Source organism: Shewanella intestini, from assembly GCF_018221465.1.
In the GTDB taxonomy this organism is placed as follows: domain Bacteria; phylum Pseudomonadota; class Gammaproteobacteria; order Enterobacterales; family Shewanellaceae; genus Shewanella; species Shewanella intestini.
In genome coordinates this window covers 1-11,190 of record NZ_JAAIKR010000010.1, presented here as the reverse complement: position 1 = coordinate 11,190, position 11,190 = coordinate 1, and the positions used below count along the sequence as shown (strand labels likewise).

Here is an 11,190-nt window from a genome sequence, read left to right as displayed (position 1 = left end):
TATCGGTATTTGTGTTTCATAAAAGCAATTGATACGTATAAGGTAATGTTAATAACTGTGATATGTATAGCAATGCAATAACGACTTTTATATTAACCTCTTGATATTATGATTCATGCCCCAATGTCTATTAATGAGAGCATACAAAATTACGAATTAAAACAATAGGCAAGTTAAATCTAAGGACACTTTATGAAAATAAATCTTTCTGGACATCATGTCGAAGTTACTGAAACAGTAAAACTACACGTAGAAGAGAAATTTGCCAAAATAGCGAGTCATTTCCCAAGTCTTATCTCTTTAGATGTCACCGTCACCAAAGAACGTGGTGAATATGAAGTGGAAGTTAGAACCAATTATGAAGGCGTAAGTGTTGCAGCTAAAGGCGCTGATCCAGTGATGTGGCCTGCCATTGCAGCAGCTAAGAAAAAGCTAGATGCGGCATTAAAGCACCGTAAAGGCCAATTAAAAGCAGACTTGCACTCAAAACCAGATGTCACCGCACCAGAAATTGCATATGAAAAAGTGCAAGAAATGAACCTAGAAAAATAACCTACCGTAGCTGACCTTGTGTCACCTAGATTATTAACACCAAAAAAACGCAGCCGAGGCTGCGTTTTTTGTTGCGGTTAGCGGGGCTAACGCATCATATTAATCAATGATTTCTGCGTTGTGATAGACGTTTTGTACATCATCACAATCTTCTAGTGCGGCAATAAACTTATCGAACATTTCGATATCTTCGCCAGTCACTTCGGTCATCGTTTGCGGAACAAATGACAAATGCTCAACTTTAAAGTCAATGTTTGCGTTGTCATCAGTTAATGCCGTTTTCGCTTTGTTAAACTCAGATACCGGCGTAAAGACACTGATCATGCCATCTTCAAGTTCAACATCAGTGACATCAACATCTGCCATCATTAGCATTTCAAGTACAGCTTCATCGTCGTCGCCTTCAAATACAAATACCGCTTGATGATCAAACATATGTGCTGCAGTACCTGGACCACCTAACTTTGCATCGTTTTTAACGAAGGCTTGGCGAACTTCTGTAAAGGTACGCTTGTTGTTGTCGGTTAAGCAGTCAACAATGACCATACAGCCGCCTGGGCCAAAACCTTCATAACGTGCAGTATCATAATCTTCGCCACCACCGCCGCGCGCCTTTTCAACTGCACGTTCAATAACGTGTGCAGGTACTTGGTCTTTTTTAGCGCGAGAAATAAGGCTGCGTAACGAAAGGTTACCGTCCGGGTCTACACCGCCTTGTTTTGCACAAACGTAAATTTCTTTACCGTAGCGCGAATATAAACGGGTTTTCTGACCGGCTGTTTTAGCCATTGATTCTTTGCGGTTTTGATATGCTCTGCCCATCTTAATCTCGTATGTTTCGTAAGTGGAATACAATATTTGCAATCGATTCTAGCAGGATTCAATACTTGTGTTTAGCACCACCTATAAAATAATCTTAAAAAGAGCGGCTACAGCGCGGCTAGTGAGCTGATTCGGTTACTTATTTGTAATAAAGGTTGCATGAGATACGCTGAATTTAAGGCGATAGGATGTTATAGCGTAACGGCCTAAAAAGAGTGAAGCTGGCAATAGACCGGTACTCATTGACATTATAAACGCGATATAATGTAACAACAATGATTAGCCTTTAGGCGGTTATCCTTGTATATAAACCAACTGACTATCGGCTTTTTTAATTATTTGTTTGAATTTAATAAATTAAATTTTTTGTCGTTTAATTGTTTTTGTATTTTAGCTGTACGGGTAAAGCATGACGATTAGCTACATATTGATAACCCCGTTAAGTTATTATTGTGATTGCAAATCGAAACATCTATTAAAAATGCATGTTAATGGTTGGTGAAATGTAAAAAATATGAGTGCTTATTGGCCAAGGTATAAAAAATTACGTTAACTATTAAAATGAGTAGCTATACTCATCATTAAATAATGGTCTGCACACTTGCTGTAAACCAACAGGAGAGAACGAGCTAAATGAACCCTGGTAAACAACAAGTTTTATCTTCAACCAATGATACCGGTTTTGCGACGGTGACCGTGCTGTTCTATGATGCCCCAGTGGGTTTAGAAATGCATAATGCAGTACTACGTGGCCTGAAGATTAGTGATTCAGGGCGAGTGATGATCCCTGACGACTTCAGGGATGGAAAGTCAATTATTGCTGTATTAGATGGCGAATGCCGGATCCTTAACTCATTGGGTGAACGTGTTTATTCACAAAAATTGGTTGCTGAATAAACTGGCAGTGTACTGGACGTTAACTGATGAGATAAAAGCACCTAAGGGTGCTTTTTTTGTGGGTAACGGAAAAATACATCGTTTGGGAGTCAAAGCCTGACAATACCGTGCCATTATCATCGCACTGGGCTCGCCACCCCGGTAAATGGCGATAGCATTTTTGCCGCAAAGAAGGTTATTGATAACCTTCATTGCTGGCCAATTATCGCCTTATTGTTGTAACCCCTTTAATAACCGTTTTGCTAACGGTTGCAGCTTTTCAACTTGGGGCTGAGTATAGGCAAAAGTGCGCAGGCCAAATATGCCCATAATTAAATACTGCGCTAATTGTTCATTCGTGTCAGTTGAGGTGATTTCATTTGCTTGCTTGGCATCGGCAATTACCGTCTCTATATTGTGTTGCCAACAGGCAAAATGCGCATTAATTACCGCTAAAACATCGGCGTCATGCTCCCCTAATTCACTTAATGATTTACTGGCTAAACACGCTCTGGTGGGGTCGCAACTGGCGCATTCATTCACAATGTAATCTAAATAATGTTCAAGGTTAGTCAGTGGTGAATCTTGGGTGGTAAAAAACTGCTTAAACTTATCCGATTTATCTTGTTGATATTGCTCAATAGCCGCCATTAATAAGCCTTTTTTATTGTTAAAAGCACAATAAATAGACCCCGGGTGTAATCCTGTTGCCTTGGTTAAATCTTGCATACTGGTTTTTGAGAACCCTTTATTGGTAAAGGCGGTCATCGCAGCTCGTAATACAGACTCCCTGTTAAATTCGGCATTTCGCATCAATCGCTCCGGTAATGGTGAAGATAAAATGTGGCAACATAAGTGGTATCAAACCAGTCTAACCATTTTTGAATGAACATTCAAAAACAACTTGAAACACGATTCATTTAGGAATATCTTGAATGCCTATTCAAAAAAGGAGTAAGGCATGAACGCGAGTTTATTTTCCCCATACAAATTAAATGACACATTAACCCTGAATAATAAAATTCTAATGGCTCCTTTAACTCGTTGTATGGCTGACGATGATTTAGTTCCCACTCAAACTATGGCCGATTATTATGCTCGTCGCGCAGACGCGGGCTTGATTATTAGTGAGGCTGTGATTATTCGACCTGACGGCCAAGGTTATCCCAATACCCCTGGGCTTTTTACCCCAGCGCAAATTACGGGGTGGCAAAATGTCACCCGTGCAGTGCACGACCAAGGCGGTAAAATATTTGCTCAGCTATGGCATACTGGCCGCGTGGCACACTCACATTTTTTTGGTGGCCAAGTGTTATCGGCGTCAAACGTTGCAATTGAAGGCACATTGCCGCGTATGCGTGAGCTGAGCTATGAAACGCCAAAAGCGGTGTCTATTGCTGAAATTGAACAGCTAGTTAAGGATTATGCTCAAGCAGCGGCAAATGCAATTCAAGCGGGCTTTGATGGTGTAGAAATTCATGGCGCAAATGGTTATTTAATTGACCAATTTTTGCATTTTGACACTAATCGCCGTGATGATGATTATGGCCAACATCCTGAAAACATGTCGCGATTTGCTTTAGAAGTGGTTGATGCTATTAGCCAACGTATTGGGGCTGACCGCACCGCGTTACGAATTTCACCCGCGGCCTATGTTAATATTCAAGCCGACAAACGCGATAAAGATGTTTTTGATTACTTATTAGATCAATTAGCTATGCGCCGCTTAGCTTATTTGCATATTGGTATTTTCGATGACAACTTAGAATTTGATTACCTCGGCGGTAAAGTGTCAGATTACGTGCGGGGTCAATATCCGCATACTTTAGTCGGTGTGGGCGGTTTTAGTGCAGAAACAGGGAGCCAGGCCATTGAAGATAAACGCTTTGACCTACTTGCCATAGGCCGACCTTTTATTGCCAATCCCGATTATGTGGCTAAAGTACGAGAAAACCAAACCGTGACCCCTTATGACGAAAGCATGTTGGCAGCGTTAGTGTAACGGCATTGCTATTGATGTCAGCCTTCAATGAAGGTGGTCGTTAAAGGTTTGTCAAAAGCGCACGCAGTGCGCTTTTTGTCTTTTGGTGAGCGTTAATTCACTGCTTTATTAATTTTAGCTTAATTAAATGTTGGTTCTGTGAACTGGCGCGATACAGGCTGCTGGTCGGTAAATCTTATTTTAGCGTATAATTGTCGCTATCTATTGCTGCTGATACGGTATGTGAGTTAGGCAGTAAAACACCAATATTGAAAGAGATGACACCATGAGCAATATCCCACCATGTCCAAAATGTGAGTCAGAATACGTATACGAAGACGGTTCACTGCTTATTTGCCCTGAATGCGCTCATGAATGGAACCCTAACGAAGTTATCGAAGATCCAGATGCCATTATTTTAAAAGATGCCGTAGGCAACTTACTTGCTGAAGAAGACAAAGTGACTTTGATTAAAGATCTTAAAGTAAAAGGTTCTTCCTTAGTGCTTAAAGTGGGTACTAAAGCCGTTATTAAACGCTTTGTCGACGCTGACCACGATATCGACTGTAAAGTTGATGGCCATGGCCAAATGATGCTGAAATCAAAGTTTGTTAAAAAACAAAACTAATTGATTGCTTAGCGCACGGTTATAAAATGAAAACACCCGCATTTTGCGGGTGTTTTTTTATGTGCAGGGGGAGCGATTATTTACGGTGCATGCGTTATAAAAAAAGAGTTTAGCCAAATTACGATTTATATTAATGATGATTATGTACAGGCAAAGAACCTCAATATAAATAGTCTAAGGACATTAACGCTTGAAACTTTTCTAGCTCCGAAACCGACTTTTGGACAAAAATATTTCAGGGATTTTGTTAAATTAGCGAAATACGGATTAGCTTATGTATGGTGAACCGCCAAGTGCATGACCAAATATTTTTGGCAATTATACTAACCTTGTTAATATTCACCGACCTGTATGGGCGCTTCATCAAAAATCGTAGCTAACCTTGCTGCATAATCATCTAGCTGAGTTTTTCGCTCTAATTGCGTCATACGAGCAGGCCCAAAAACCTTTTGTGGGGCCAAAACAGAGAATCCAGTGAATTCCAGCACTCCTCGATGAATCGGACGTAAAATTGCCTCAAGATCACCATTCCAGCCTCCTTTTACATACAAGTCTTTTGGGCCTCCTATGGTGGTACTGAGCATGGCACGCTTATCTTTAAAAACGCCATCATCATAAAAACGACCGCTGCCATACACTTTGCCCATAGCGAACACGCGGTCTACCCAGCCTTTCAACATCGCGGGTAGGCCGAACCACCATAAAGGAAACTGGAAGATAACTAAATCGCTCCACTGAAGCTTCTCAAGCTCTACTTCAATGTCAGCAGAAAATCCACCAACCTCAGTGGCATGCATCTCTTCAAGTTGCTGCTTGAAAAATAGGCCGTCATGTTCACTAGTAAAGTTATGGCGACCAGACACTGGGTTAAACATCATCTCATTTAAGTCAGAAGTTTTCACATTATGACCCGCCGCTTCAAGGCTTTCTATTGCACATCGAAACATCGCACCATTAAAGCTTTGTGGCTCTGGGTGCCAATAAACAACAAGTACATTCATTATTTTCTCTCTAAAAAATCGATAATATCTTGGTAGTGATATTCCTTGGCAAGGTCTAAAGGGGTTTGACCATCAAAGGCTTTTAGTTCAGTATCACAGCCCGCCTCTACTAATGCCTTGGCAGCTTCAACATGGCCGTGCCACACCGCATCATGCAATGGGGTGTAACCGTTATTCGGCCCTTGTGTGTTTAAGGTTTCTGAAAATCCCGGATAGTCAGCAAGTAAGCGAATAACATCTGTCCTACCGTTGTAGGCTGCTTTGTGAAGTGGAATCGCTTTCATGTAGTGATCTGGAGTGGTTTGGTTGCCGCCGTGCTCCATCAAGATCCTTAGTGAATGTGTTAGGTCATCTCGTGCTGCCACCATCACAGCCGTATGTTCATCATTGCCAGAAGCGGTGACGGGTGATGGGGTATTAAGAGAAGACCATTCAGACAGCGCCTTTAATTGAGCGGCTTTTTGCTCATCATCATTCTTTGATTCAGTGACAATTTGATAGGCCGTAAGTGAAGATTCGAGAGCTTCACGTTGATTGAAATATCTCGCAAATAGCTGCTGAAGCTCATTTGCTTGTGTTTGCCCAAATTCATCCTTTTGACTCGCGCCGAAATCAACCAAATCCAGAGCTTTAAGTCCGAACGTTGATATAACCTCAGTGTTAACTAACGGCTGTTCAAGAAGTAATTTCACTACTGATGGCTTACGATGCCATACGCCAACCATCAATGGGGTCACGCCATGCTTAGGTGTTTGAAGATTGATAAATGCACCAGCTGCAATCAAAACTAACGCCCACTTTTCAGAGCGCTGCTGGGCAGCGATGTGAAGTGGGGCATTACCCATCAATGCATCGAGTTGGTTTACATCATTATCTTGTTCAATAAGCTGAATAAATCGCTCATAGTCATTAGAGATAATCGCTTGATGAAGGGGAGGGAATCTCATATTGGTCTCATTATCACTCATTTAATTGTTGAGCTTAGTATTGACCATAATATTGTTAACTTGTAGGATTAAATAGTTCACCTCTATGATAACCATTAGTTAATGAAATCACTTCCAACCCAGTTACCGATATTTATTCAAGTAGCGAAAAGTGGCAGTTTTGCAGCCGCAGCGAGGTCATTAGGGATTTCGGCACCCGCAGTCAGTAAAGCCATCACAAAGTTAGAAAAAGAGTGGCAAGTTAAACTTTTCTTTCGCTCCTCCCACTCCCTTAGTTTGACGCAAACGGGTCAGCAATTAGCAGAGAGTCTCACACCGTCAATGGAATCGATACAAACAACCATTGAGCAACTGGCTGAGCATTCTAGTGCAGCCTCTGGCACCATAAAAATCAACTTACCCGCTAGTTCAATCGGACAGGAGTACATACTGCCGTTGGTCATTGAGTTTATGACTAAGTATCCGAAAATCTGTTGTGATTTACATTTTGATGATCGTAACGTAGATTTGGTTGAATACGGGTTTGATTTGGGGATTGGTGTCGCCATAAATCAAGATTCTCGACTCATCGCAAGGCCGCTATTAACCCAAGACATCGGTATTTATGCCGCTCCTAGCTATTTAGCGCAATATGGCGAACCAAAGACACTAGAGGATCTTGCTAATCACCATTGCATTCCTGTGCGTTCACTCACCAGTGGGCGTTTTCATTATTGGCGTATAAACGATGGTGTGCATGCCAAACTCTACGAGCCAAATGGCAGACTTGTTGTTAATAACTTCGCCGCCGCCAAACAAGCAACATTAGCGGGAGCCGGGATTGCTATGCTTGGTAACTGGTTATTTCGAGACGAACTGGTCTCAGGCGAGGTAAAACCCATTATGAAACAATTTTGGGGCGCACCGACTACCATTTGGGTGTACTACTCATCCAGAGAGTACTTGCCGACACGTATGCGGTTGTTGATTGATTATCTAGTAGAGAACATAAACAGGATGGCTTAGCGGGCGACTATGCAAACTAGATAAGTGGGGATTCGTCAGGGGCAGAGTAAACTTTCATAACTCTGCGATATTCTTTCGCTTACCTGACTTTGCAAATGGAACTTGCAGGTGCCTAGAAAACCCAGAATTAACCCTATTAGTGCCTCAACATAGTATTCAGCGTGGTAATAACTACCAAGCCCGTTTTACCTCAGAATAAGACTGCATTGCTTAGGCTGGCTAAAAAATTACGCCAAAAAGTGTCATGTCTTATTATTATTATTGCACTTGCTGGAAATGATAAAAATAGGATTAAGAAACTCCATTTCATGAATTATTCCGTTTAAACGACTTGTTATATATTTGATGTTTGTTCGCTATATCGAAGATAATTCCGGATCATTATTAATATACTCTTTGAACATCCGAGCTTTTTTGGCAACTTTCTTGTAACTAAAGAAATATAATAATACCGATGAAATTAATATTGGAAATCCAATGATAATTAAACAAAGGGGTAAACTTGTTATTCCCAATATAATTGACATCCACTTTATCATTTTGGATTGTTTCTCAATCTTTTCTGCATAAAAGTTAAGTGATTCTGCATCATCTGCACCTAATTGCGTTATTGCTAATTTTTTCATTGCTTTATATTCAACTATATTCATTTATAGATTTCCTTTAGTTTTAGAGTTACATCGTTTAAATTACACTGACACATAACGTTATGGTAACGGGTGAAAACGATTTGCATTAAAATTGGCTTTAAGCCAAAAATGCCAACCGTTTTATTCTTTTTTTAACATTTTGTTATGAGTTTGATATTACGATTGTTGTTCATTCTAATAATAAAAATTCACACTAGAATAGGTATGTTACATTGAAAATTGTTGAACTACGAAAATACCTTATAAAACCAAATAAAAAACACGAATGGCTAACATTTATGAACAACGAGGTTTTGCCCTATCAACGCTCAAAAGGTATGAGCATTATTCAAACATATACTCACACCGACAGTAACGGTAATGACTATTTTATTTGGCTTCGTGAATTTGAAAATGAACAAGCTCGCCAAGATGTTTATAAGAATACATACAATGACAGGTGGATTGAAAACATTCGTCCAAAAGTTTTTACTTTAATAGACAAAGATTCTATCGAAGTCACATTATTGAATCCAGTGCAACTTTAACTCATAACGTCTCGTTAAGAGACAATAAAATAGTCGCCTAAAATAAGCGAGGTTCGAGAAAAAAACAACTATTTTTTGTCCTTCTTAAATTTTTGTTAGCTTTTTATTAGCAATAACCTCTGAGCGGGTAGCAATAGAAACTTATTTGTAATGTTTGCTATATATGCACTAGACAATAGAGCGGTAATTAGGATTGCAGATATAAATAAAGTAAATAATGCTAAGGTGTTAGAAACATTACTTAGAAATTGCATTACGCCAAAATACATTCCGATCTTAACAAAAAAACCATGCCAAAGATAAACAAACAGTGAGTTTTGACCACGAGTTGCTAGTACAGACTCCCTATTTGGCACAAGCATCAATATCGCAATTGATGATATGACAGAAACAAAATATATTATTGAACGAACAGCAAAAGAAAACCACTCGATATCACCCATTCGATTATATGAAAAACTACCATATAGCCATTGATGCGGAAGATCATTGAAGGCCCAGAAGACCAAAATATTCGCCAACAAAACCGTAAAATATAATGTTCTAGGAATTTTTAGTAAAAAGTTATTTGATAATAAAGAAGAACCTAATTTGTAACCCAAAACAAAGAATGGAAAAAAGTAGAGTGTTCTAGATATGCCTAAAAAATACCCAACATCACTAATGTATCCTGCATATAACGAAATAAATATGCTGAGTGTTAATGGGAATTTAAATTGCATAATTATTGGTAGTGTAACCTTCCAAATAAACAGACTTAACAAAAACCACAGAATCCAATATGGCTGCCAATTCAATGTGTAATGGCTAATATTTCCTGTAGTTAATATGTTGAAGATTTCGTATAAAATGGTAAAAACAAAAAATGGTATAATTAGAGATTTTATATTTTTTAATATTATATTTTGAGATGGTTCTAGCTTTGTGAATGCCCCTGCTATAATAATAAAAACAGGCATGTGAACTGAGTATATAGATTTATATATAACTTTTATTACTTCACTTTGGCTGATAATTGGCTCGATAAAGTGCCCAAAAACAACAAGAAAGATCATTAATAACTTAGTATTATCAAATACATTATTTCGTAACACTCAAATCTCCAAGAAAAGCTAACACCGCATTAAGCGGAAAATTACAGTTGGCTAAAGTGTTTGATGAACAAAAAACATCAAACTGTTTTTTGTCCTTATTTATTAGCTTGATAATCATGGAGCCTCCTCCCTAGCTAGCCGCATCAGTGGTATGCATAAGGTGACGAAACCAACAGGAGAAAGCTCAATGAGATTTTATAATAACTCACATCTATACTACTGTGGTATTGATTTACATGCACGTTTACTTTACGTCTGCATCATTGATTCTAAAGGTATTAATAATGGGTGGCATGTTAGTTTATGTTCATGCCATCCTTGCCATTTAACACCCACATAAGGGGCAGTAACACGTGGGCTAAAATCCGAGCGAAGCGACAGAGCCCACGTGTTACTGTCCCAGCGAAGCGCTTTAATGTGTTTGTTAAGTGCCAAGGTCAGCCATTAGTAATAGTGCTATTGGCAAGTATATCGAAAATGTCAGAGTTACAAATGCGTAAAGTCTATGCTTTGCTAATCCTGACTTCGACTTATAGAAAACGTAAATAGGTTGTTCACCTGTGAGCTTAACGAACAATCTATAACATGAGACAGCCCATATAAATTGCAACAGAGGTGACGTCAAATAAATTAATTGATCTATTGAAATTAAGTCATGAAATTTTGCGATGTTTGCGCCCAAAGCAACTAGTGCAAGTAAAGGAAGTAATTTACTCATACCAAATTTTGAACTTAGGACGTTCACTCGATTTCTGAAGTGAAACCAAGGAATAATCGTAAAAGCTAAAATTGGCAAAAAATTTGTCATAGAATCGTACATGGCACTTAACGAATGATATGGACTCCCCTTACCAAATGGCCACTATGTGCCATATTGAAAGTGCAAACATTCAATCAAGGAGAGTCCATATGTCCTTAATTAAAGCCATTGGCATCGATTTAGCCAAATTAGTTTTTAGCATTCATGGTGTTGACGAATGCGGTAAAACTAAACTAAAGCAAACAGTTAAAAGAAACAAGCTGTTAGAGACAATCACTAACATTCCACCTTGTATTATCGGGATGGAAGCATGCTCTGGGGCGCACTACTGGGCAAGGGAATTTACA

The 11,190-nt window shown here is 39.3% G+C and carries 12 protein-coding genes and 1 pseudogene; 7 read left to right on the top strand and 6 right to left on the bottom strand.

Annotation, left to right across the window (positions count from 1 at the left end):
- Window positions 1–192: 192 nt before the first annotated feature.
- Complete coding sequence (hpf, locus tag G3R48_RS10810) at window positions 193–552, top strand: ribosome hibernation-promoting factor, HPF/YfiA family (protein WP_153663968.1); 360 nt, start codon at window positions 193–195, stop codon at window positions 550–552.
- A 99-nt stretch (window positions 553–651) separates the two neighbouring features.
- On the opposite strand, the gene G3R48_RS10805 is transcribed toward hpf, so the two are convergent.
- Window positions 652–1,374 (bottom strand): YebC/PmpR family DNA-binding transcriptional regulator, encoded by a 723-nt coding sequence (locus G3R48_RS10805; RefSeq protein WP_153663966.1) that lies wholly within the window; start codon window positions 1,372–1,374, stop codon window positions 652–654.
- Window positions 1,375–2,007: 633 nt separating this feature from the next.
- Between G3R48_RS10805 and G3R48_RS10800 the strand changes: the two genes are divergently transcribed.
- The gene (locus G3R48_RS10800; RefSeq protein WP_153663964.1) at window positions 2,008–2,271 is read left to right on the top strand and encodes a TIGR02922 family protein; all 264 of its coding nucleotides are present in this window, start codon (window positions 2,008–2,010) and stop codon (window positions 2,269–2,271) included.
- Window positions 2,272–2,481: 210 nt separating this feature from the next.
- On the opposite strand, the gene G3R48_RS10795 is transcribed toward G3R48_RS10800, so the two are convergent.
- Window positions 2,482–3,063 carry a TetR/AcrR family transcriptional regulator gene (locus G3R48_RS10795; RefSeq protein WP_153663962.1) on the bottom strand — a complete coding sequence of 194 codons (582 nt, stop codon included), beginning with the start codon at window positions 3,061–3,063 and terminating at the stop codon, window positions 2,482–2,484.
- A gap of 148 nt (window positions 3,064–3,211) precedes the next feature.
- On the opposite strand from G3R48_RS10795, the gene G3R48_RS10790 reads away from it, so the two are divergent.
- Entirely contained in the window at window positions 3,212–4,252 is a 1,041-nt protein-coding gene (locus tag G3R48_RS10790; protein ID WP_153663960.1) for an alkene reductase, read from the top strand.
- 265 nt (window positions 4,253–4,517) lie between these two features.
- Window positions 4,518–4,859, top strand: a complete 342-nt coding sequence (locus G3R48_RS10785; RefSeq protein WP_153663958.1) for a zinc ribbon domain-containing protein YjdM — start codon at window positions 4,518–4,520, stop codon at window positions 4,857–4,859.
- A gap of 332 nt (window positions 4,860–5,191) precedes the next feature.
- On the opposite strand, the gene G3R48_RS10780 is transcribed toward G3R48_RS10785, so the two are convergent.
- Both G3R48_RS10780 and G3R48_RS10775 read right to left on the bottom strand, forming a co-directional pair.
- Entirely contained in the window at window positions 5,192–5,860 is a 669-nt protein-coding gene (locus G3R48_RS10780) for an NAD(P)H-dependent oxidoreductase (RefSeq protein ID WP_153663956.1), read from the bottom strand.
- On the bottom strand, window positions 5,860–6,807 hold the full coding sequence (locus G3R48_RS10775) for an ankyrin repeat domain-containing protein (protein WP_153663954.1): 948 nt from the start codon (window positions 6,805–6,807) through the stop codon (window positions 5,860–5,862). Before G3R48_RS10775 ends, G3R48_RS10780 begins: the two co-directional genes overlap by 1 nt.
- 102 nt (window positions 6,808–6,909) lie before the next feature.
- Here G3R48_RS10775 and G3R48_RS10770 point away from each other — a divergent pair, with 102 nt between their 5' ends.
- Complete coding sequence (locus tag G3R48_RS10770) at window positions 6,910–7,812, top strand: LysR family transcriptional regulator (protein ID WP_153663952.1); 903 nt, start codon at window positions 6,910–6,912, stop codon at window positions 7,810–7,812.
- 356 nt (window positions 7,813–8,168) lie between these two features.
- Here G3R48_RS10770 and G3R48_RS10765 read toward each other — a convergent pair whose 3' ends face one another.
- Window positions 8,169–8,462, bottom strand: coding sequence for a hypothetical protein (locus G3R48_RS10765; protein WP_153663950.1), 294 nt, complete (start codon window positions 8,460–8,462; stop codon window positions 8,169–8,171).
- 212 nt (window positions 8,463–8,674) lie between these two features.
- On the opposite strand from G3R48_RS10765, the gene G3R48_RS10760 reads away from it, so the two are divergent.
- Window positions 8,675–8,989 (top strand): NIPSNAP family protein, encoded by a 315-nt coding sequence (locus G3R48_RS10760; RefSeq protein ID WP_153663948.1) that lies wholly within the window; start codon window positions 8,675–8,677, stop codon window positions 8,987–8,989.
- A gap of 95 nt (window positions 8,990–9,084) precedes the next feature.
- Here the strand turns inward: G3R48_RS10760 and G3R48_RS10755 are convergent, their stop codons facing one another.
- Window positions 9,085–10,083, bottom strand: coding sequence for an acyltransferase family protein (locus G3R48_RS10755; protein WP_153663946.1), 999 nt, complete (start codon window positions 10,081–10,083; stop codon window positions 9,085–9,087).
- Between the two features lie 909 nt (window positions 10,084–10,992).
- Between G3R48_RS10755 and G3R48_RS10750 the strand changes: the two are divergent.
- Window positions 10,993–11,190, top strand: a pseudogene (locus G3R48_RS10750) (IS110 family transposase); the annotation flags it as partial.

Bases quoted from the DNA above. Each gene is read 5' to 3' on its own strand.
- hpf (WP_153663968.1), top strand. From the start codon at position 193: ATGAAAATAAATCTTTCTGGACATCATGTCGAAGTTACTGAAACAGTA.
- G3R48_RS10805 (WP_153663966.1), bottom strand. From the start codon at position 1,374: ATGGGCAGAGCATATCAAAACCGCAAAGAATCAATGGCTAAAACAGCC.
- G3R48_RS10800 (WP_153663964.1), top strand. From the start codon at position 2,008: ATGAACCCTGGTAAACAACAAGTTTTATCTTCAACCAATGATACCGGT.
- G3R48_RS10795 (WP_153663962.1), bottom strand. From the start codon at position 3,063: ATGCGAAATGCCGAATTTAACAGGGAGTCTGTATTACGAGCTGCGATG.
- G3R48_RS10790 (WP_153663960.1), top strand. From the start codon at position 3,212: ATGAACGCGAGTTTATTTTCCCCATACAAATTAAATGACACATTAACC.
- G3R48_RS10785 (WP_153663958.1), top strand. From the start codon at position 4,518: ATGAGCAATATCCCACCATGTCCAAAATGTGAGTCAGAATACGTATAC.
- G3R48_RS10780 (WP_153663956.1), bottom strand. From the start codon at position 5,860: ATGAATGTACTTGTTGTTTATTGGCACCCAGAGCCACAAAGCTTTAAT.
- G3R48_RS10775 (WP_153663954.1), bottom strand. From the start codon at position 6,807: ATGAGATTCCCTCCCCTTCATCAAGCGATTATCTCTAATGACTATGAG.
- G3R48_RS10770 (WP_153663952.1), top strand. From the start codon at position 6,910: ATGAAATCACTTCCAACCCAGTTACCGATATTTATTCAAGTAGCGAAA.
- G3R48_RS10765 (WP_153663950.1), bottom strand. From the start codon at position 8,462: ATGAATATAGTTGAATATAAAGCAATGAAAAAATTAGCAATAACGCAA.